This window comes from Curtobacterium sp. LFS079 (assembly GCF_047977865.1).
Taxonomy (GTDB): Bacteria; Actinomycetota; Actinomycetes; order Actinomycetales; family Micrococcaceae; genus Arthrobacter.
Genome location: NZ_JBFPFO010000018.1, coordinates 21,005 through 40,053, shown reverse-complemented (window position 1 = coordinate 40,053; position 19,049 = coordinate 21,005). Strand labels below are relative to the sequence as shown.

Below are 19,049 nucleotides of genomic sequence, written 5' to 3'. Positions count from 1 at the left end.
TCCTAGCCCGCTGCGCGACCCCGCGTCAGGAAGGGGCCGGAAGCGTGGTGAAAACAGACAGGGAGAACTTCGCGGTGGTCTCCACGGTGCCCCTGCCCGCAAGCGAATCCAGGAGTTCCTGCGGGTCGAGGTGGTGCCCGGCAGGGCCCATGAAGGCAAGATCGGCGGCTTCTGCTTCGTTCAGCCGCAAACGGATGTCGAGTGATTCCTGTCCGGCCAGCAGGAAATGGCCGCCCATCGATTCGGCAAGTCGTTCCTCCTTCCCCTCCTCGATGCGCAGCATTCCGGCAAGGCCGGCGATTTCCGCGAGATGCCCCGGCCGGGGAGTGACGACGATGGCGCGTCCGCCCGGCCGGAGCACACGCGCGAACTCGCGGGGGTTCCGTGGAGCGAAAACGACAGTGACGACGTCGACACTGCCCGTCTTTAGCGGCAGCGGCCGCCAGACGTCCCACACGAGGTTGACGGTGTCCGGGTTCAGGCGGGCAGCGCGCCGCAAAGCGAATTTGGAAATGTCCAAGCCGACGGTGGAGGCGGCGGGGGAGCGCTCGAGGATTTCCTTAAGGTAGTTGCCCGTGCCGGTCCCGGAATCCAGCAGGACCGCGCCGCTGCGGAGCAGTCCAGGCCCCGCCAGCTCCGCCAGGGCCCTTGCGAGTTGTGCGTAGTGCCCGGCGGACAGGAAGTCGTGGCGGGCCCCGGCCATGGCGGCGGAGTCGGCTTCGAAAGGCGTGCCCTTCCCGGTGAGCAGATTGAAATAGCCCTGCTTTGCGGCGTCGAAGCTGTGGCCGGCCGGGCACCGCAGTGCGCGGCGAGGACTGTTTTCCAGCTCCAGTCCGTCCTGGCAGATCGGGCAGCACAGCGCGGACACGGCGTCGGAAAGCATAGGGACAATCCTACGGCGGACGGAGTGGCAGGGGCGCTGCCGGTGCGCGGAGGCGTTAGGCTCACCAGCGTGAAAGCCGAACAGTTGCCACTGCTGAATTCCGTCTCCGCCCCTACGGTGCATCCCGACGCGAGCCGTGCCGTCGTCTCCGTCACGCGTCCCGATTTCGACGCCGACGCCTATGTGGGCCAGTTGTGGACCGTTCCGTTCGATTCTTCCCAGCAGCCCCGGCGGATCACGCGCGGGTTCCGCGACACTGCCCCGGCCTTCTCGCCGGACGGCCGGGTGCTCGCGTTCCTCCGCGCGACCGCCGGCGGCAAACCCCAGCTGCACATCGTCGAGGCGGCCGGCGGCGAGCCGCAGGCCATCACAGAGCAGAAGCTTGGCGTCACGGAATTCTCCTGGGCGCCTGACTCGGCAAGGATCGTTTTCGGATCCCGGGTCCCCGAAGAAGGGCGATACGGCACAGTGGACGGCGTCGGGCCGGGAAGCGAAGACGCCCGCCTGGTCAGCAGCAACCAGTACCGGATGAACGGCGTCGGGTACACGCAGGACAAGCCTGTCCAGCTGTTCGTCGTGGAGGTCCCGGAGCTCGGCGGGGAACCCGCCGTGACGCCTACCGGGCGCGCAGCCAAGGAGAAGGAAAAGGAGCAGGAGGGCGCGGCACCAAAGGGGATTCCCGCCGTCATGCAGCTCACGTCCGGCGATGTCGACCACACCGGCGCGGTTTTCAGCAGCGACGGCCGCAGCGTGTATTACGTGGCCGCAGGCCACGAAGGGCACGATGCCGACATCGCCTCGGGCATCTACAAGGTTCCGGCCGCAGGGGGCGACGCCATGCTGGTTCCGAGCGGTGCGGAGCCGCGGTCAATCCATGCCGTCCGGGAATCCCGGGACGGCCGGCAGCTGTTCTTCACAGCCCAGGAACTGGGGACAGGCGGCCTGGACTTCGTCGCCCGCAACACCGCGCTGTACGTGATGCCGGTCGGCGGCGGCGAGGCCCGTGCGCTGAGCGACGTCGAGCACCAGGACCTGTCCGGCAGCCTGGAACCCGTCGGGCCAGACGGGGTGCTGGCCCTGAACTCGCACCGCGGCAGCGTTGAGCTGCTGAAATGGACGGCCGACGGCGGCAGCGAGGTGCTGCTGCACGGCGAGCGCGTGGTGCTCGGCGCCGCCGCGGCCGGGGATGTGGTGGCCGTTGCGTTCGCCGACGCCGCTAGCCACGGCGACCTGGGTGTGCTGGAACGCGGCGAACTGCGCCTGCTCAGTGATTTTTCGGCGAGGCTCCGGAACGAAAGCACCGTCCGTGAACCCCGCGAGTTCATCGCCGAAGGGGCGGACGGCTATCCGGTCCACGGATGGCTGGTCCTGCCGGACGGTCCCGGCCCGCACCCGGTGCTGTTGAACATCCATGGCGGACCGTTCGCCCAGTACAGCTGCGCGTTCTTCGACGAAGCGCAGGTGTACGCGGAGGCCGGTTACGCCGTGCTGATGTGCAACCCGCGCGGCTCGGCAGGCTACGGCCAGGCGCACGGCTCGTCCATCAAGGAAGCGATGGGAACCGTGGACATGGCGGACGTCCTGGCCTTCCTCGACGGTGCGCTGGCTGCGTTCCCGGCGCTGGATTCAAATGCCGTCGGCATCATGGGCGGATCCTACGGCGGCTACCTGACCGCGTGGACCATAGCACATGAGCACCGCTTCAAGGCCGCGATCGTGGAACGCGGGTTCCTCGATCCGATCAGCTTTGCCGGGTCCTCGGACATCGGCTGGTTCTTCGGGGGCGAATACACCGGCGGGAGCCTGGAGCAGATGCTGGCCCAGAGCCCGATGGCCGTGGTGTCGAAAGTCCGCACGCCCACCCTGGTGATCCACAGCGAAAACGACCTCCGTTGCCCTGTCGAGCAGGGCCAGCGGTATTTCGCCGCGCTCAAGGCGCAAGGCGTGGAGTCTGCGCTGCTGCTCTTTCCGGGTGAGGACCACGAGCTCTCCCGCTCCGGCACCCCCCATCACAGGAAGCAGCGGTTCGAACAGATCCTCGGGTGGTGGGCGGAGAAGCTCCCGACGGCGGCCGGCTAGCCGGGCGGGAAGCCCAGGTCCGCGCCTGCCTGGCTGATTCCCGGCTGGGCCCAGCGGGCGGAATACTCCTCATTGTTTGCAAGCGAGCGGGATTCCGCACGGTCCAGGTAGAGAGCTCCGTGCAGGTGGTCCGTCTCGTGCTGGACGATCCGGGCCTGCCAGCCACTGAATGCTACGTGCGCGGAGCTCCCGTCAGGGCGCAGGTAGCCGAGCGTCACCTGGCGGTGCCGGGTCACCACCGCCTGGTAGCCCCGCACAGAAAGGCAGCCCTCGTAGAACGATGCCGTCTCTGAACCGACCGGCGCGTACACCGGGTTGAGCATCGCGAAGAAGTCCAGCGGAACCCGTTCCCTGGTGACAGCGGCCGCCGGGTCGACGTCGAACTGGTCCTCGAGGACCGCGAGCTGCAGGGGAATGCCGATCTGTGGTGCCGCGAGCCCGACCCCCGGCGCTTCGTGCATGGTCCGGCGCATCACGTCGATCAATTGATGGAGGGTGGAATCATCCAGCTGCCCGTCGTAGGGCGCGGCGTGCTGGCGAAGCACGGGGTGGCCTGCCTGGACGATGGACGGCAGGTCATCAAGTGCCAGGATTCCCTCCACGAGCTCGCGGATGTCCTGCGCACGCAAGGGCGTAGGAGGGGCGGCGGCGAGCGGGCGCAGGCGGAAGTCCATGGCTCCGAGCCTAACTTGCGAGGGGCTTTCGAGGCTCGTGAGCATCAGGCATGTGCGGTGCATTAGGCTCGAATCGTGACTGAGCTGACCCCTTTGGACTGCGTGTTGGGCTTCATCCGTGCCGTCGAAGGCGGAGGAGGAGCGGCGGAAGTGCGGCCTTTCCTTGCCGACGATTTCAAGCTCACGGAATGGCCCCATGTGCTGTCAGCGAGGGGGGCAATCCGGGACCTGCAGGCAACGCTTTCCGGGGCAGACCAGAGCAAGGACGTCGTCAAGAACCAGCATTTCGAGATCGTGCGCACCACCTGTGAGGGGAACCGTGTGGTCCTGGAAATAAACTGGTCCGCCGTCCTGCTGCTGGATCTTCCGCATTGGGACGCCGGGGACACCATCCGGGCCCGGACTACGGCCATTTTCGAGGTCGAGGGCGGCCGGATCCACAGCCAGGACAGCTATGACTGTTATTTCACCGACCCCGGGCAGTCGACTGTCACGGCCTGACTGTCAGTGCATGGTGAACCGCCGCGCCACGAATCCGGCCACGGCCGGCAACTGGACCGCCCGGCCGACGACGGCGTTGCGGAGCGCCAGCACGGCCGGATGCAGCGGCCGGCCCAGCGTCATGTTGATGCCGGCCTGCCGACTGGCTTTCCGGGCCGCGCTCAGGCGTGAACGCTCCAAGTCCGCGAGCTCCCGGGCCAAAGCGGGGTCCGGGCGGCCCTGATCGGCGCGGACCATGCGCTCCAACAGCGGGGCCAGGGCCGAGGCATCCAGCCAACCCAGGTTCATTCCCTGTCCGCCGATCGGGCTGAGTTCGTGGGCGGCGTCGCCGAGCAATATGGTGCGGTCGTGGACCATGGCCGGAGCCAGCCGGGACGTGACTCCGAAGCCGCTGAGCATCGAATTGCTGGACGGATCCACCACCGCGCCTGTCCGTTCGCGGATCAGTGAGGCCAGTAGGGACACTGACGGTTCGCCTTCGGGCGGCCCGGTCCTCACCACCCACCGGCGGACGCCCCCAGGCAGCGGGAAGCATTCCACGATTCCTGGCGGTTCCAGGAAGAGCACGGCTTGGGATCCGTAAGGGGTTCCGTCGTGGAAGTCGCCCATGAGGTAGTGGTCCGGGTAACTGCGCACTGCCGGCGTGATTCCCAGTGCAGCCCTGAGCCCGGAGTGTGCGCCGTCCGCGGCGACCAGGAAGCGGCACCGCGCTTCAAACGGCTCCGCCGGCCCGGCACCGTCGGCGCGCTTGCCCCGCAAGAGGAGCCCGCCGTCGTCGGCCACGGCCTCCAGCACTTCGACGCCGCGGTGCAACGCAGCGGGATCGCGTACCGCAACGCATTCCGCCAGGACCTCCAAGGTCCTGGTTTGGGGCACGGAGAGAATGAACGGGTACTCCGCTCCCGGGAGCCCGAAATCCAGAGAACCCACCCTGCGCCCGGCACTGTATGCCGTTCCGCCCCTGATCCGCACGCCGCTCCCGATCAGCGGCGCGGCACCGCCGATTCCGTCAAGCACCTCCAGCGCGGGCGGGTGTATGCCGATGGCCCGGCTCTGGGTTCCCGGGCTTCCGCGCTTCTCGAAAACGGCGACGTCGAGCCCGCGCCGGAGCAGGAGGGCCGCCATGCAGAGGCCGACAGGGCCGGCGCCGACGATGCCGACGTCAAGCACGGTGGGCGCCATCGGGACGGTAGACCAGCAGGATGTGCCACGGCCCGTTCCGCTCCACCTGCCAGCCGGGCGGCACGATGTCCCGGAGTTCGGCCGGAGTGTAGCTGCGCCTGATGGATGCGAGGCCGTCAGTGTGGATGTACGAGCCTGGTCCCAACGGCCAGAAGCCCACCAGGAACAGGAGGAAGGCAAGCCGGCTGCGTCGCAGGTCGTTGTGCAGCACGAGGCGCCGGGCAAGGCGTTCGGAATCGGACAGGACGGCGGCCAGTTCGGCGCCGCTGAGGTGGTGCAGGATGTGGTTGGAAATCACGACGTCGTACTGCCTGCCTTCAGCCACGAGTTCGGAGCTGAGCGCCCTGCGGTAGCTGACGCCGTCGCGGGCTTTCCGGGAGGCGGCGAATTCGTGGGCGCGGGCGTCGGGGTCGGCGCCGGTCGCTTCCAGGCGAAGGCCATCCCGGGCGGCCCGCCCGGCGAGGCGCCGCACGACGTCACCGCCGCCGCATCCGATGTCCAGGAGTGTCGACGTGGTGGAGCCGGACAACAAGGGCCTGATCCGCCGCTCGTAGTTCCGGCCCCAGCGCGCCAGCAGGAAATTGATGACGGGGAAACGCGCGTAGCTCCTTCGCAGCCGGAGCGGGTCGCAGTCCGGGCGGTCCATCTGCTCGGTCAGGCCGCCCTCCCGCTCCTGCAGGAAGCCGGTCATGGCCGCGGCGGAGCGACCTTGGTGAACAAGCCGGTTTCCACTGTGAGGCCGGGGCCGAACGCCATGGAGCAGATCCGTTCCTCGTCCTGGCTGGGCGGCTGGCCGAGGATGTTCTTCAGCACGAAAAGCACGGTGGCGCTGCTCATGTTCCCGAAGTCGCGCAGGATGTCGCGGGCGGGCCGCAGCTGTTCCTCGAGCAGCTCGAGTTTGGCCTCAACCTTGTCCAGGATCGCCCGCCCGCCCGGGTGGATGGCCCAGTGCGGGATCTCCCGGTAGGGCCGCCCTGACAGCCCGTCTTCGCGGGCAAGCAACGGTTCCAGCGCCCCGGTGATGTGTTCTTCGATGATGTGCGGAACGTAGCTGCCCAGAACCATCTCAAAGCCCTGGTCGCCGATGTTCCAGGCCATCGCCTCTTCGCCGACCGGCGTGAGGACGGTTTCGAAATGGTCCAGCCGCAACGCTGCCTCCGGTCCGGCCGGCGTGCGGGTACTAACGACGGCGGCCGCCGCGCCGTCGCCGAAGATCGCCGAGCCCATGATGGTGTCCGGGTCGTTGGACGTCCTGACGTGGAGCGAACACAGTTCAACGCAGATGACCAGGACCACTGCATCGGGGTCGGCCAGGCAGAACTGCCGGGCGGCCCGCAGGGCCGGAAAGGCCGCGTAGCACCCCATGAACCCTAGGTGGTAGCGCTGCACGGCGGGGTTGAGTCCGAGCGCCCGGACCACCTTGTAGTCGGGTCCGGGATTGAAGAATCCGGTGCAGGACACCGTGATCACGTGGGTGATGTCGGCTGGTTCCACGTCCGGGCAGCGGCCGACGGCGGCCTTCGCGGCCTCGATGAACAGCTTGGTGGCCTCGGTGAAGAAGAGGTCGTTGCGTACCTTCGTGCTGGGGCTGAGGACCTCGCCGCTGTCCGGGTCGTAGAAATCCCGGCGGTCCGGGCTTCCGCCTTCGGTCAGTTCGGCGACGGCGGTATGCCGGGTGTCGATGGCCGCTGAGTCGAAGCAGGTCCTGACGAGCCTTGAGCCGAGCCGGGTGAGGCCGGGCTGGGTGGCGAATACATCGCGCGCCTGGGGTTGCACCAGGACTGTTGGCGGTACGGCTGTCTCGAGGGAATTCACGTAGACCGGCATGCTTCATTGTTGGTGTAGGGACGGCTTAAGACAATGGGCCGGATCGGAGCAGAATCCGAGAAGTCACGCTGCCCCGGACAGGGTTAGTGTGGTGGGCAGGAGCGCGACGCCCTGCTGCCGTAGCGCCCAACGTGCTCCCCGGCCTCGCAAGCCCGGCCGGGGCCCCTCGCACGTTAGGCTGGGCCGAGCGTTGCAGGACGACCGGGGACCGCGCACGGGCCCCCTGATTCAGGGACGGAGAAACGATGAGTACTGACACGGGGACCGAAGCGCAGTCTCCCGCGGTGCCGCTTGCCGACAGCCATGAGCTGATCAAGGTGCAAGGCGCCCGCGAGAATAACCTGAAGGACATCAGCCTGGAGATCCCCAAGCGCCGCCTGACTGCGTTCACCGGCGTCTCCGGCTCGGGCAAGAGTTCCCTGGTGTTCAGCACCATCGCCGCCGAGTCGCAGCGGATGATCAACGAAACCTACAGCACCTTCGTCCAGGGCTTCATGCAGTCGCTCGCCCGGCCGGACGTTGATGTCCTGGAAGGCCTGACGACGGCGATCATTGTGGACCAGGAGCGCATGGGCGCCAATGCGCGTTCCACCGTGGGAACCGTCACCGACGCGAACGCCATGCTGCGCGTGCTTTTCAGCAGGCTCGGCACGCCGTACATCGGACCGGCAGTGGCCTTCTCCTTCAACATTCCAACCCGCAAGGCCAGCGGCGTCATGACCGATGCCAAGGGCGAGAAGACCATCGTGCGCGAGGCCGTCTACCACGGCGGAATGTGCCCCGAATGCGAGGGCCGCGGCACGGTATCCGATCTGGACCTCACCGCTATCTATGACGAAACGAAGTCCCTGCTCGACGGCGCCATCCTGGTTCCGGGGTACACGCCCGACGGCTGGATGGTTGCCACGTTCACGGAATCGGGCTTCGTCGACCCGAACAAGCCGCTCAAGGATTACACCACTCGCGAACTGGATGATCTCCTCTACAAGGAGCCGGTGAAGATCAAGGCCAAGGGCATCAATGTCACCTATGAAGGCTTAATCCCGAAGATCCGCAAGTCCATGTTCAGCAAGGACCCGGATTCGCTGCAACCGCACATCCGCGCTTTCGTTGAACGCGCCGCGGTCTTCGCCTCGTGCCCGGCCTGCGAAGGTACGCGGCTCAACGATGCCGCACGTTCTTCGCGTATCCAAGGCCTGAACATCGCCGAGGTCTGCGCCATGCAGATCACCGATCTCGCAGGCTGGATCCGTGACTTGGACGCGCCGTCCGTGGCGCCGTTGAAGGCCAACCTGCTGCATCTGTTCGATTCCTTCGTGGAAATCGGCTTGGGCTACCTGTCCCTGGACCGCCCGTCGGGAACACTGTCCGGCGGCGAGGCGCAGCGCGTCAAGATGATCCGCCACCTCGGCTCCTCGCTGACCGACGTCACCTATGTCTTCGACGAACCGACCATCGGCCTGCACCCGCACGATATCCAGCGGATGAACAAGCTCCTGCTGCGCCTCCGGGACAAAGGCAACACCGTCCTGGTGGTGGAGCACAAACCGGAGGCCATCGCCGTCGCCGATCACGTCGTCGACCTCGGCCCGGGGGCCGGAGCCGCCGGCGGCACCATCTGCTACGAAGGCACAGTGGAAGGGCTGCGGGGGAGCGGGACCCTGACCGGCCGGCACCTTGATGACCGAGCGAAGCTCAAGGAGAAAGTCCGCAAGGGCAAGGGCAAGCTGGAGATCCGCGGCGCATCGGAGCACAACCTCAAAGACGTCGACGTCGACGTCCCGCTGGGTACGCTGGTGGTGGTGACCGGGGTGGCCGGCTCCGGGAAGAGCTCGCTGATCCACGGCTCGGTTGCCGGTGGCGAGGGCGTGGTGGCGATCGACCAGGCCGGCATCAAGGGCTCGCGGCGGAGCAACCCGGCCACCTACACCGGCCTCCTCGAACCGATCCGCAAGGCATTCGCCAAGGCCAACGGCGTGAAGCCGGCGCTGTTCAGCGCCAACTCCGAAGGCGCCTGTCCTGAGTGCAAGGGTGCCGGTGTCATCTACACGGAGCTCGGCTTCATGGACACCGTTTCCACCCCCTGCGAGGACTGCGAGGGCAAAGGGTTCCAGGCCGCCGTCCTGGTGCACAGGCTCGGCGGGCGCAACATCAGCGAAGTGCTGGGCATGTCGGTGAGCGCGGCTGCGGAGTTCTTCTCCACCGGAGAAGCCAAGATCCCCGCGGCGCACGCGATCCTGCGGCGGCTGGCCGACGTCGGGCTCGGTTACCTCGCGCTCGGACAGCCGCTGACCACCCTCTCCGGCGGTGAGCGGCAGCGGCTCAAGCTCGCGTCGCAGATGGGGGAGAAGGGCAATGTCTACATCCTCGACGAGCCGACCTCGGGCCTGCACCTGGCCGACGTCGAGCAGCTCCTCGGCCTGTTGGACCGGCTCGTGGAATCCGGTAAGTCAGTCATTGTGATCGAGCACCACCAAGCGGTGATGGCCCATGCGGACTGGATCATCGACCTGGGTCCCGGCGCAGGGCACGACGGCGGCAGGATCGTTTTCGAGGGAACTCCGGCGGAGCTGGTGGCCGGCCGGGCGGGCCTGACGGGACGGCACCTGGCGGAGTACGTGGGGGCCTGAGGCGGGCCACGCGTTCACGCTAATCAAGTAAGGGGATGGCCGCCGTCAACCTTCCTGCGGGTCGGGACTGTCCCCGGCACCCCGAACAACCGTAGCCGGTTGAGGACTGGCGCTTACGGGTCGGCCTCAGGCGCGTGACTGCGAACCTGGCAAGCGTTTCGGCATGAAAAGTGAGCAGCCCGGATCGGCTGGGAAGCCGTTGCCGATTTCGCACCCGGCTGGGCCCTGGACCTTCGGTCCGGAGACCTCGGCAACGCCTGATCCGTCCCCACGGATGGGCTTATCGATGCACACACGGCACGGTCCTTATTGACATGCCCTGCCCGCGAGAGCAATCTGGTACCGCTGGTCGCCAGTGTTGGCAGACATGGAAGGCTAAGCCCTAGTCCGCCAACCGTATCCCGGAGCGTGCTCGATACTCCGGACGAAACTGCATTTACTCCCTGTGAGGAGAACACGATGGCTTCAGTAACTGTCAACGCCCTTGAATCGAGGTCGTTTGATGAGCCAGATGAAAAGCGCCGTCCGCCGAAGACCGAGGTTGACGTGGTCACGATCAGTGACACGACCTTGGGCAGGTTCACGTTCGAACCGGGTTGGCGCTGGTCCGAAACGGTCAAGACGGTTGTCCATACGGACAGCTGCCAGGTTAATCACCTCGGGTTCTGCACGGCAGGAACCCTGACGGTTCAGATGGAAGACGGAACCAGCATCACGATCAGCCCCGGCAATGCCTACGCCATTCCGGCAGGCCATGATGCGTGGGTCGAGGGTGACGAAACCTTCGTGGCCTACGAGATCATGAGCGCCGCGACTTACGCCAAGCCGGACTGACGAGCACGCGCCCTACTTGGATGAAGGTGGCGGGATCGGCAAGGGCGCGAGCTGCTTGGTGACACCGAAGGCGAAGGTCGTCTCGATTGAGGCTAGCGAGGGAATGTCGCGCAGCTGCTCCCGCAAGAGCCCTTCATAGTCGTCAAAGGATGTTGCGACGATTTTGAGCAGGTAGTCGTAGTCGCCGGCGAGCACGTATGCCTCGACGATGTCGGGGACGGTCCGCAGTTTCTGCTCGACGGTGTTGACGGCATCAGATGTGTGCGATGCCAACTTGATCCGGACGAAGGCGGTGATGTGCAGGCCGACGGATCGCGGGGACACTACGGCGCGATACCCGGCAATGATTCCGGCACGCTCCAACGCTTTGACCCGGCGCAGGCAAGGGGAGGGGGAGAGGCCGATTCGGTCGGCGAGGTCCTGGTTGCTGAGTCGTCCGTCGTTTTGCAGCTCGTGAAGGATGCGCCGGTCGATACTGTCCAGTTGGATCATGAGGCAGATTCTGCCACAACCAAGCGATATTGCCGCAGAAATAGCAATCGTTAGCCTCGCCAATCTCTCTATCGTTGCTGACATGAATGGGATTCCGGCAGGGCTTGCTTCAGAAAGTGCATTACGAGCGAGGGTCGTAGGTGTCGTCGCATTGGTCGCCACGGTGGTGCTGTGGTCATCGTTCGCGCTGTCGACAAGGGCCCTTGATGACATGAGCCTGACGACCGTGGATGCGGCATTCATCCGCTTCGCGACACCCGTCGTCGTTCTCGCTCCGTGGGTGCCGCGCACGTTCCGTGCCCTGCGGCGCGATCGGTTTGGCCGGATCCTGCTGGTGCTCGCGGCCGGGCTCCCGCACTTCCTGCTGTTCGCCTGGGGAGCCCAACTTACGAACGCGGGCTTGACCGGACTCCTCGTGCCCGGTTAGGTCCCGCTCTTCGTGACGCTGATCGTGTTTGCGTGGCGGCGCGATCCCGTTCCGGCTTCCAGAATTGTGGCCCTGGCCCTGATTGTGGCAGGCGTTTGTACGAGTGCGGGCCTTGTCGGGTCCGGCGTCGACGCCTTGGGGATCGTCGTTTTGTTGGTGGCCGGCCTCGTGTGGGCGGGGTACACGATCGGGCTTCAGCGCGTCGGACTCGATCTGCTCGGAGTGGTGTTGGTCATCTGCCTGGCGTCTTCGATCCTGGCTGCCGCGCTGGCTCTGACCAACGCCATGCCATCCCATCTGCTGGACAGCAGCGCCAACCTCTCTGACGTCGCGATCTACATCGTTTTGCAAGGTGTCGGCACGGGTATCCTGTCGACCGTTTGCTACGTTACCGCTGTGCAGAAACTCGGAGGCAGCGTCACCGCTGCGGCTGGCGCACTAAGTCCAGTGCTGACAGCTCTCGTCGCGATACCGCTTCTCCAGGAGCCGATTTCTGTCGCTCTCGCTGTTGCTCTGGGGCTGATTGCCGTAGGGGTTCTTGCGTTCAACCTGAGCGGTGCCCGCAGGTCGGCGCCCAAACCCGACGCCAGGATGAAGTCGACCAACACAGTCGAAAATCGGCAAATGGATGCGGTAGGGTACGCCGCACAACCAACAGCACGGCATGGCAATTGAGGGGGAGCATCGTGCCGGAGCCTGGCGTTGAGGTGGTGTGGCGTGCGCTGGCGGGGGCTTGGCGGAAGGCCGAGTACGAGGAACTGTGGCTGCAGTTCCGGCCCCGCGGTTCGAAGGACGTCCTTGAAGCGGTCGAGGCCGCGGTCCGGGTTGCCAATCAGGAAGCCGCGGATGCCGGGTGGAGTGATGATGCGTTCACCGAGGGCGTCTCGGACTCGGACGCCGGGCCGGTCGCTTTGATGAGCCGGACCGGCGCCGAGCAGGGCGTGCGCGCCTGGTTGGATGCCTTCGCCCGGCACCTGCAGTCCCTTGGGCTGGCCGGAAAGGTCACCGCCGCGCCGCAGGTGTTTTTCCCGGAGTGGATGGGCGTCGGAATCGACGTGCCACGACAACTGACAGCGCTTGTGTCCTATCGGACCGAGGATCTTGCCCTGGTGGACGCGGACGAACAGCGCAGGGCCTGGCATGTTCGGCCCGCCTTGACGGCGGAAATCGCCAACGCAGCCGCGGAATGGGGTCGGTTCGACGGCGCGGACGTGTACCTGATGCGCAACATTCACGAGACCCGTGTGAAGAACCCCCACGTGGGGCCGGCGTTGGCGGGCGGAGCTGCGAAATTCGCCATGGCCCGTGTGGCCTATCTGCAGCCCGAGACGCACCGGGCTGTCTGGGCATCACTTAGCCCCCTGGGCCGGGCCTGTTACGGCGTCATGGATGACACGGTGTCCTGGAGCGACAGGCTGGCTCAGGTTGTCCGGGCAATGCTCGCGTTCCCTAAGGACACCGACCTGGCATTCGTGCAGTACAACAACCTCCTCACCCTCAGCTGGAGCGCGCTCTCCACGGGCAGGCCAGCGCTGCCCTACGTCCGCGAATACCATGTCCGCTACAACAGGCACCTGAACGCCCAGTACATCCCCGACGCGCACGGCATACAGCTCCTCACCGACGCCCATCTGGCGCACGCGAACGATCTGTCCGACTGGATCATCGAGCCCCTGGACGGAGGCAGGCACCTCGTGCAGGCCAAAGACCTGGAGCCCTGGTACGCCCAAATCGACCCGGACCCGCAAACACTGGCACAAGCACGCGCCGATTTCGGCGGAATGATCATTACCCCGGAAACCATTGCGAACAACCCGCCACCCTGGAAGTGACAAAAGGCTGGCCGGGTGACGTCGGGCGAATACGCCTGCCCGGGTTCGCCAGCGCCCCGTTGCGGGAAGAACGTTATCGGTAGTTAACTGCCGATAACTTCCTTCCGTCAGCCTAGGTCGTGCCGACAAAAGAACGCTTCAGCCAACTCAGAGAAACGTCCCTGAGCGCAGACTGCGGGGCAGCACCGGAAGGGATGGCCGCGTCGTACCAGTCGGCCGGTTACCCGCCGACCCCGAGCGCTAGTCGAGCGGCAGGATCGGCAGGTCCAGTGGTTTGGACAGGTCGGATGCGTGGCGGTAATCCTGTGACGTGCCGCAAATGTCGGCAAGGCTGATTCCGCTTGCCGGTTGCCCGGGGGAGGGAGAGGAAGACGCTTCCTATAGCCGGGTACACCAGACACGGCCTCAACACCGTAATTGGAACGGTCAAGCGACCTGCGGGAGTTAGTCCGCAGGCCGTTCTGAACACAGTCAGGCATCCTGTGGCTATCAAGCCTCAGTATGGGTCAACGGTCCATTACGGGAAGAACGCGACGGTTGTGCTGAACACTCAGCGCAAGGTCGTTACGGCTTGGCCGAAGAATCGTGGAGGAAGGAGAGCAGTTTGATGGATGAGCTCAGGAGCAAGCGGTCAAAGATGCTCCACGAGATTGAGGAACGCCTGGGCAAGATTGACTTGCTAGGCCTGCATGAATCAGGAGCCGAAGGTGAATACAGCGGGCTGACCAGCCGCATCGTCTCGAGTTATCTGGGCGGGCACACGGGCAGTGACCTCCTTGAAGATGTAGTGCAGTACATCTGGAATGAATACGAGCTTCGAGCGAGCGAACAGCGACTTCGAATTCTTGAGCAGGATTTGATGCGGGGCGGAGTGCTCTGGGCGAATCTGGAACGTCTGAAGGCACCCTGGCACTGAACAACACCGGCGCGGAAACGCGCTACGACAATTTGGGGTCGCAGCCCAAGGTATATACTGGGAAACTTCCGAGTGGTACCTACTCGAACTTCAACCGGGGGAAGTCGTCGAACGTCCATGTCAGGCATCGCAGCTTCCTTCCATGGTGAGACCTGACATTCCATATGGCCTTTCGGGCCACCATCTATCGGTTGGACTCTGCAGTGCCGGTCCTTACGCGGGATGGTATGTCGGCTGTTTCAGGTACGTTTCTCCGAACCTTCCGGACTGGTTCATGCTCGAATTCGGCGACGGCACTGGGGGCACGGACCCCGATGGTGAAGTGACTTTCGATGACGAGACCAAACTGAACGAGCACCTCGACGGTCTTGACGTTACGTGGTTTGACGATCAGGAAGCATTAGTCGTATTAGAGAAGGCATTTCGCGCGCATCGTATTCATCCAAAGTTGGCAGAACGGATCCTTATTTGGATAACAAAGCCATGGAGGCGTGAGGAATAGACCAAGGGGACCAGGGGCGCGGTGGGTTGGGCGCGCGCGGCGTCTCACATCAGACTCAGGAGGTTCTTCTAGACGTGAATCTGAGGAACGTTTGGGGCCAGGCAAAACATTCAGCGGGTGTCAAGTACCCTATTTAGATGTAGGCCCATGTTTAAGCTCACCACCTCAAGCGGGCGAATTTGGCCGTTCTATCTTTGATCTCCAGAGAGACTGGATTGTGAGACCGGGGAAATCTAGTGGCCTGTACGGCCAAGGCGTGTTCGTGGGGAATTGCGCAGATGATGCGGGCAACGGGTGTAGCGTCCTGGTTTTCACGTACACCAACGCTGCAACGGGGGAGACCTCAGGATTCCTCGTCGAAGTAGGTGGGCAGTGTGAGCTCTGGGAAGTCATGGATGACGAGCTTCTCATTGGCACGCTGGAAGAGCTGCGGACGTTAGAAAATGAGTGGCAGATCAGATGGCTTTCCGCGGCTGACGCTCAAAAGGTGATCCGTGAACGCTTTTCACATCATGTCCATCGTGTACCCGAGAGCGATCGCATCGAGGCAGGAATGGCAGGCCGTCCGGAGCTGCCAGAAGAATGGCCATGAACCCAGCTCTGATTACCGCCTTTCCTTGAGCCAGGTGCGGACTGTCCGGAAAAGGTCCAGTTCTACTCTCTGGCTTTCTTGAAGTCGCACTCCACCAACGTCTTATCTGCGGTAAGAGCCTGCCAACATAAGTGAAAGTTAACTACCGATAATCTACATTATGTTAAGTAATCCTTTGCGCATCTCACCAGCGAATCAATTCGCCCCGCTCTCCAGCCGTGCCTGGGAATCGCGCTCAGCGCTTCGTCTCGTACCTGGTCAGGACCACGTCCCCGACAGTCCGGGTCTCCACCAGGTTCAGGTTCACCCAACTGTCCAGCGCAGTGAAGAACGGCGTGCCGCCACCCACCAGGACTGGATGCGTGGCCAGCACGTACTCGTCGATCAATCCGGCCCGCATCGCCGCCCCGGCGAGCGTTGCGCCACCGACGCTCATGGGGCCGCCGTCCTCGGCCTTGAGTCGGGTGATCTCGGCGATCGCGTTGCCGGTGACCAGGCGGGTGTTCCAATCGACCTTGTCGATCGTCGAGGAGAACACCACCTTCGGCGTGTCCCGCCAGTTCCGCGCGAACTCGATCTGAGCCGGGGTGGCGTTGGGCTGCTGGTCGCCGGTCGGCCAGTAGGAGCTCATTGTCTCCCATAGCTTGCGCCCGTACAGCGTCAGGCTGCTCGCCCGCTCCTGGTCGAGCCACCACTGGAAGAGTTCATCACTCGGCGGCCCGCTCCAGCCGATGTCGTCGCCGGCCGCGGCGATGTAGCCGTCCAGGGTCAGATTCATGGCATAGATCAATTTCCGCATGGCGCCAGCCTTCCGTAAGTCGGTCTCTTGCATATAGACCAGCACGGCGCGGGAACCCCTGTGTACCGCAGATGATCAGCAGCATCCCGTCCTCCTCGAGCATCACCGTAACGGCACTGGGCTGCCTGAGGAAGGATCTCCCAACTGGACGCAGTACCCAATGACATCCGTCGTGCAAGAAGGGCCCCATGGATGAGGATGAGCGGCAGACAAGGGACCAGTTGGAATCGTCACCGCCGCTACAGAACGGAACTCAGCATCTGGCTGACAGCCTTAGGAGACACACCCTAGTGGCGGACTTGACCACGGCAGGTGTCTACCTATCCCCTGCTTCAGGAGTCTGTGATGGAGCCTCGACTGGTCACCCAGACGAGCAGGGTACGCATACGATTGTGCGCTCGGGTGAGAGAATGGCTTATGAGTATCAATGTGTCCAGCCATGGGAAGGCGATGGACAGTGCCCCCGGGTCAACGCTGCGGCTGACGTCAGTTGTTGCGGTTTCACGCGAGGCTTATGTAACCGATCCTCCTCCGAGGTACACGGTTTCGGCGGTCTTCTCCCGACGGGTCAATCCGGCCGAGGCCCGTCTGATACAGGGGCCGGCGTCGCACACGCGGCTGGACGAGGCCGGGTATGGTCACATCAGCCTGGTGATCGATGATCGTCGACTGGAGATCGTAAACACCAACTTGGAAGAGCTAAAAGCCGGATTGGCCTCAGTGCTCGGCTCCCTGGTCCGGGAAATCAGCGAACAAACGCGCCTTGAACAAGAGAAGCGGGATGAGGCCGCCCTGACGAAGAGTAAGTCGGACGATGCCAGGCGGCAGGACATAGAGGAGCAGGCCCAGGGGATTTCCTTCGATTAACCACCTGCCTGCGGCGTGTCTTGATCGGCCCCCGTCGAAAGACATGCGTGCTCCGGAGGAAACTTCGCGGCGACCTACCCGAGTGTGGAGAGAGCCTGATGTTGCACTTCAACGACGACAGATGTATGGGCGTTAACCTGCATTACTTCGCCGTCGATTTGTAGCGGGAGCGGATCGACGGTGGTGAACTCGTAGCGGCTGACGCTCTCCTGTGGACCAAGGCCGATGGTAATTGCCCGAAGGGTCATCAAGGCGATGCGCCATTTGCTGGCGTGGGGAAGCATGATGACCTCCAACAATCCGTCATTGGGCTCGCCTGTTTCACTGACTTTGCCGTACTTGGCCATGTAAGCGACATTGGCCAACACGAGGCTGTCCAGCTTGGCGCGGGCGCCATCGGCTCGCGCGATCTCGAAGGGTTCGAGTGCCCGGAACGCGCGCACCACGGAGACGAGTTCAGATAAGCCGCCTTTGGTACCTCCCTCTATGCCCAGCGCCATGGCCGGGGTGAGGCCGAACCCGATATACGAGTGCGCGTACCTCGACCAGGCTTCGCCCCCCTCCCCGACCTGCAGCCGCAGAAGGTCCATCCGGTGGACTCTGCCGGCGACAATGGCCTCGATCAACGGCATCCGGCGTGTACTACGGCGGTGATCGTTTGCGTTGCCAGCGGCCAGCACGGCACAAGCGGCGTGGCCTCCGCCGTCCATGGCACCGTTGACTACCTCGTTGTACCCGCCGTCGCCACTGACCGAGACAATCAAAGGCGTCCCCGCAGCGGCAACTTCGCGGGCCAGTGTTCTGCCATGTCCGGCGAAATCAGTCGGCAGCAGATCTACCGGCAATGCCGGCAGCCTCCATCCAAGTTCTTCCTGCAGTCCTCTGGCCAAGACGTCTGAATTGTGGGAGCTCCCGGGATTGAATATCAGGACGACGCGATCAAATGCCGGCGGAATGGGATGACCGGACAGGAGAATCTCACCGCCAAGGTTCTGGTCCGCGGGCAAACCTGCGGCCGCTGATCTGTTCCGGGGTGATTTCGACAAAAACATACTTGATCGTCGGGATCCAGGAGTGCAAGGGCAACTTCTTCGCTATCTCAATGTCGACTTCGTGCTGGAGGGCCCGCGCGGTTCCCTTGACGATGACGCTCCAGGCATCGTTGTCCGTATAACCATCGGTCTCCAATGCCACGTTGCGGTTGATCGTCAGACTGACCAGTTTGCTGCCCTGGGCCGTCCTGAAAAGAACCACACCGTCGTGTGCCAGGTAGTTTATGGGGAAGATTTCCGGCTGGTCGCCAACGCTCACCGCCAACCGGCCAAGTTCCGAGCCGGCCAGCAGGTCCCATGATTCGGTCGCGTCCAATGTGACGACCGGGTTCTCCTGATCGGCGCTCATCGTGATCTCCGTTCTGCCCGCAGCGGCGCAACCATAATGCGCCCGTTTTCATGATGCAGTGCAGCCATTCTCGCCCCATCGCGCCAGTCAAGGAAGAGCCCTCGTGCCCCTGCCGGATTGCGGTACCGGGCCATGGGATCCAAGCGACCGCAGGGGCATCCTGAGTGAAAGCGGGCCGGAGAAACGTACCCGCTGCTGATTGGCCGGAAGCTATGCAGCACTGTTGAAATCAGTCCGGAACGCTGCCTCCTCAACCGCCGTCGCGCTTTCTATCTCACAGTTTCCGCATTCCTGATCGCAGAGTGGGCAGGGGCCTGGACCGGCGTTCTCCTTCTGTCCGACAGTTGGTACCAGCTGCTGATCGCTGCCGCGATGGGCCACTGGGCATGGCTCTTTTCATCGCCGCCGTCAGCGGAGGCATTCTCGTAGCCGTAGCCGGGGCAGCAAGGATCATGCAGCTTCGGTCAAAGGCGAAGAAGACCCGAAAGCTTCAAAAAACAGCCGCTGAGTCAGCCCTCACCGGTTCGTGCCTCGCCGACAACCCGGAGACTAGGATGCCTGCCGCGCCCCGGCCGCGGACAATAGGGCGTAGACTCGAAGTACGTCGGGAA

The 19,049-nt window shown here is 64.2% G+C and carries 19 protein-coding genes and 1 pseudogene; 11 read left to right on the top strand and 9 right to left on the bottom strand.

Annotated features, from left to right (window positions below; genetic code table 11):
- Positions 1–25: 25 nt before the first annotated feature.
- The gene (locus ACNQPB_RS19285; protein ID WP_498754037.1) at positions 26–883 is read right to left on the bottom strand and encodes a putative RNA methyltransferase; all 858 of its coding nucleotides are present in this window, start codon (positions 881–883) and stop codon (positions 26–28) included.
- A gap of 69 nt (positions 884–952) precedes the next feature.
- On the opposite strand from ACNQPB_RS19285, the gene ACNQPB_RS19280 reads away from it, so the two are divergent.
- Entirely contained in the window at positions 953–2,962 is a 2,010-nt protein-coding gene (locus ACNQPB_RS19280) for a S9 family peptidase (RefSeq protein ID WP_498754036.1), read from the top strand.
- On the opposite strand, the gene ACNQPB_RS19275 is transcribed toward ACNQPB_RS19280, so the two are convergent.
- Positions 2,959–3,636: a peptide deformylase gene (locus ACNQPB_RS19275; protein ID WP_498754035.1), complete on the bottom strand. Its 678-nt coding sequence runs from the start codon at positions 3,634–3,636 to the stop codon at positions 2,959–2,961. The genes ACNQPB_RS19280 and ACNQPB_RS19275 overlap by 4 nt on opposite strands.
- Positions 3,637–3,711: 75 nt before the next feature.
- On the opposite strand from ACNQPB_RS19275, the gene ACNQPB_RS19270 reads away from it, so the two are divergent.
- Positions 3,712–4,137 carry a nuclear transport factor 2 family protein gene (locus tag ACNQPB_RS19270; RefSeq protein WP_498754034.1) on the top strand — a complete coding sequence of 142 codons (426 nt, stop codon included), beginning with the start codon at positions 3,712–3,714 and terminating at the stop codon, positions 4,135–4,137.
- Positions 4,138–4,140: 3 nt separating this feature from the next.
- Here the strand turns inward: ACNQPB_RS19270 and ACNQPB_RS19265 are convergent, their stop codons facing one another.
- The 3 genes from ACNQPB_RS19265 to ACNQPB_RS19255 are packed head-to-tail and all read right to left on the bottom strand — an operon-like array spanning position 4,141 to position 7,146.
- Positions 4,141–5,307 (bottom strand): FAD-dependent oxidoreductase, encoded by a 1,167-nt coding sequence (locus ACNQPB_RS19265; RefSeq protein ID WP_498754033.1) that lies wholly within the window; start codon positions 5,305–5,307, stop codon positions 4,141–4,143.
- Positions 5,300–6,010 carry a class I SAM-dependent methyltransferase gene (locus ACNQPB_RS19260; RefSeq protein WP_498754032.1) on the bottom strand — a complete coding sequence of 237 codons (711 nt, stop codon included), beginning with the start codon at positions 6,008–6,010 and terminating at the stop codon, positions 5,300–5,302. The genes ACNQPB_RS19265 and ACNQPB_RS19260 overlap by 8 nt, the downstream gene beginning before the upstream one ends.
- Positions 6,007–7,146, bottom strand: a complete 1,140-nt coding sequence (locus tag ACNQPB_RS19255) for a type III polyketide synthase (RefSeq protein WP_498754031.1) — start codon at positions 7,144–7,146, stop codon at positions 6,007–6,009. The genes ACNQPB_RS19260 and ACNQPB_RS19255 overlap by 4 nt, the downstream gene beginning before the upstream one ends.
- A 245-nt stretch (positions 7,147–7,391) precedes the next feature.
- Between ACNQPB_RS19255 and ACNQPB_RS19250 the strand changes: the two genes are divergently transcribed.
- Positions 7,392–9,776 carry an ATP-binding cassette domain-containing protein gene (locus ACNQPB_RS19250; protein WP_498754030.1) on the top strand — a complete coding sequence of 795 codons (2,385 nt, stop codon included), beginning with the start codon at positions 7,392–7,394 and terminating at the stop codon, positions 9,774–9,776.
- 459 nt (positions 9,777–10,235) lie between these two features.
- Positions 10,236–10,610, top strand: coding sequence for a cupin domain-containing protein (locus ACNQPB_RS19245; protein WP_498754029.1), 375 nt, complete (start codon positions 10,236–10,238; stop codon positions 10,608–10,610).
- A gap of 12 nt (positions 10,611–10,622) precedes the next feature.
- On the opposite strand, the gene ACNQPB_RS19240 is transcribed toward ACNQPB_RS19245, so the two are convergent.
- Entirely contained in the window at positions 10,623–11,102 is a 480-nt protein-coding gene (locus ACNQPB_RS19240; RefSeq protein WP_498754028.1) for an Lrp/AsnC family transcriptional regulator, read from the bottom strand.
- Between ACNQPB_RS19240 and ACNQPB_RS19235 the strand changes: the two genes are divergently transcribed.
- From ACNQPB_RS19235 to ACNQPB_RS19215, 5 genes are all read left to right on the top strand, one after another.
- Positions 11,101–11,529 (top strand): hypothetical protein, encoded by a 429-nt coding sequence (locus ACNQPB_RS19235; RefSeq protein WP_498754027.1) that lies wholly within the window; start codon positions 11,101–11,103, stop codon positions 11,527–11,529. The two genes, ACNQPB_RS19240 and ACNQPB_RS19235, sit on opposite strands and share 2 nt — an antisense overlap.
- A 12-nt stretch (positions 11,530–11,541) precedes the next feature.
- The gene (locus tag ACNQPB_RS19230) at positions 11,542–12,204 is read left to right on the top strand and encodes an EamA family transporter (RefSeq protein WP_498754026.1); all 663 of its coding nucleotides are present in this window, start codon (positions 11,542–11,544) and stop codon (positions 12,202–12,204) included.
- Between the two features lie 11 nt (positions 12,205–12,215).
- Positions 12,216–13,361 carry a hypothetical protein gene (locus ACNQPB_RS19225; protein ID WP_498754025.1) on the top strand — a complete coding sequence of 382 codons (1,146 nt, stop codon included), beginning with the start codon at positions 12,216–12,218 and terminating at the stop codon, positions 13,359–13,361.
- A 607-nt stretch (positions 13,362–13,968) separates the two neighbouring features.
- A complete protein-coding gene (locus tag ACNQPB_RS19220; RefSeq protein ID WP_498754024.1) occupies positions 13,969–14,277 on the top strand; it encodes a hypothetical protein in 309 nt (102 codons plus the stop codon).
- Positions 14,278–15,170: 893 nt separating this feature from the next.
- Positions 15,171–15,371, top strand: a complete 201-nt coding sequence (locus tag ACNQPB_RS19215) for a hypothetical protein (protein ID WP_498754023.1) — start codon at positions 15,171–15,173, stop codon at positions 15,369–15,371.
- A gap of 235 nt (positions 15,372–15,606) precedes the next feature.
- On the opposite strand, the gene ACNQPB_RS19210 is transcribed toward ACNQPB_RS19215, so the two are convergent.
- Positions 15,607–16,170, bottom strand: a complete 564-nt coding sequence (locus ACNQPB_RS19210; protein ID WP_498754022.1) for a dihydrofolate reductase family protein — start codon at positions 16,168–16,170, stop codon at positions 15,607–15,609.
- A gap of 417 nt (positions 16,171–16,587) precedes the next feature.
- Here ACNQPB_RS19210 and ACNQPB_RS19205 point away from each other — a divergent pair, with 417 nt between their 5' ends.
- Positions 16,588–17,037 (top strand): hypothetical protein, encoded by a 450-nt coding sequence (locus ACNQPB_RS19205; RefSeq protein WP_498754021.1) that lies wholly within the window; start codon positions 16,588–16,590, stop codon positions 17,035–17,037.
- A gap of 74 nt (positions 17,038–17,111) precedes the next feature.
- Here the strand turns inward: ACNQPB_RS19205 and ACNQPB_RS19200 are convergent, their stop codons facing one another.
- Positions 17,112–18,044 carry a diacylglycerol/lipid kinase family protein gene (locus ACNQPB_RS19200; protein WP_498754020.1) on the bottom strand — a complete coding sequence of 311 codons (933 nt, stop codon included), beginning with the start codon at positions 18,042–18,044 and terminating at the stop codon, positions 17,112–17,114.
- Positions 18,016–18,438 carry a pyridoxamine 5'-phosphate oxidase family protein gene (locus tag ACNQPB_RS19195; protein ID WP_498754019.1) on the bottom strand — a complete coding sequence of 141 codons (423 nt, stop codon included), beginning with the start codon at positions 18,436–18,438 and terminating at the stop codon, positions 18,016–18,018. Before ACNQPB_RS19195 ends, ACNQPB_RS19200 begins: the two co-directional genes overlap by 29 nt.
- A 377-nt stretch (positions 18,439–18,815) precedes the next feature.
- Here ACNQPB_RS19195 and ACNQPB_RS19190 point away from each other — a divergent pair.
- Positions 18,816–18,926: pseudogene (locus ACNQPB_RS19190) on the top strand (LapA family protein); the annotation flags it as partial.
- Positions 18,927–19,049: the final 123 nt, after the last annotated feature.

What these genes read in the sequence shown, in the direction of transcription:
- ACNQPB_RS19205 (WP_498754021.1), top strand. Translation starts at nt 16,588, where the DNA reads ATGAGTATCAATGTGTCCAGCCATGGGAAGGCGATGGACAGTGCCCCC.
- ACNQPB_RS19255 (WP_498754031.1), bottom strand. Translation starts at nt 7,146, where the DNA reads ATGCCGGTCTACGTGAATTCCCTCGAGACAGCCGTACCGCCAACAGTC.
- ACNQPB_RS19250 (WP_498754030.1), top strand. Translation starts at nt 7,392, where the DNA reads ATGAGTACTGACACGGGGACCGAAGCGCAGTCTCCCGCGGTGCCGCTT.
- ACNQPB_RS19260 (WP_498754032.1), bottom strand. Translation starts at nt 6,010, where the DNA reads ATGACCGGCTTCCTGCAGGAGCGGGAGGGCGGCCTGACCGAGCAGATG.
- ACNQPB_RS19235 (WP_498754027.1), top strand. Translation starts at nt 11,101, where the DNA reads ATGAGGCAGATTCTGCCACAACCAAGCGATATTGCCGCAGAAATAGCA.
- ACNQPB_RS19240 (WP_498754028.1), bottom strand. Translation starts at nt 11,102, where the DNA reads ATGATCCAACTGGACAGTATCGACCGGCGCATCCTTCACGAGCTGCAA.
- ACNQPB_RS19195 (WP_498754019.1), bottom strand. Translation starts at nt 18,438, where the DNA reads ATGAGCGCCGATCAGGAGAACCCGGTCGTCACATTGGACGCGACCGAA.
- ACNQPB_RS19275 (WP_498754035.1), bottom strand. Translation starts at nt 3,636, where the DNA reads ATGGACTTCCGCCTGCGCCCGCTCGCCGCCGCCCCTCCTACGCCCTTG.
- ACNQPB_RS19220 (WP_498754024.1), top strand. Translation starts at nt 13,969, where the DNA reads ATGGATGAGCTCAGGAGCAAGCGGTCAAAGATGCTCCACGAGATTGAG.
- ACNQPB_RS19215 (WP_498754023.1), top strand. Translation starts at nt 15,171, where the DNA reads ATGGATGACGAGCTTCTCATTGGCACGCTGGAAGAGCTGCGGACGTTA.
- ACNQPB_RS19210 (WP_498754022.1), bottom strand. Translation starts at nt 16,170, where the DNA reads ATGCGGAAATTGATCTATGCCATGAATCTGACCCTGGACGGCTACATC.
- ACNQPB_RS19285 (WP_498754037.1), bottom strand. Translation starts at nt 883, where the DNA reads ATGCTTTCCGACGCCGTGTCCGCGCTGTGCTGCCCGATCTGCCAGGAC.
- ACNQPB_RS19245 (WP_498754029.1), top strand. Translation starts at nt 10,236, where the DNA reads ATGGCTTCAGTAACTGTCAACGCCCTTGAATCGAGGTCGTTTGATGAG.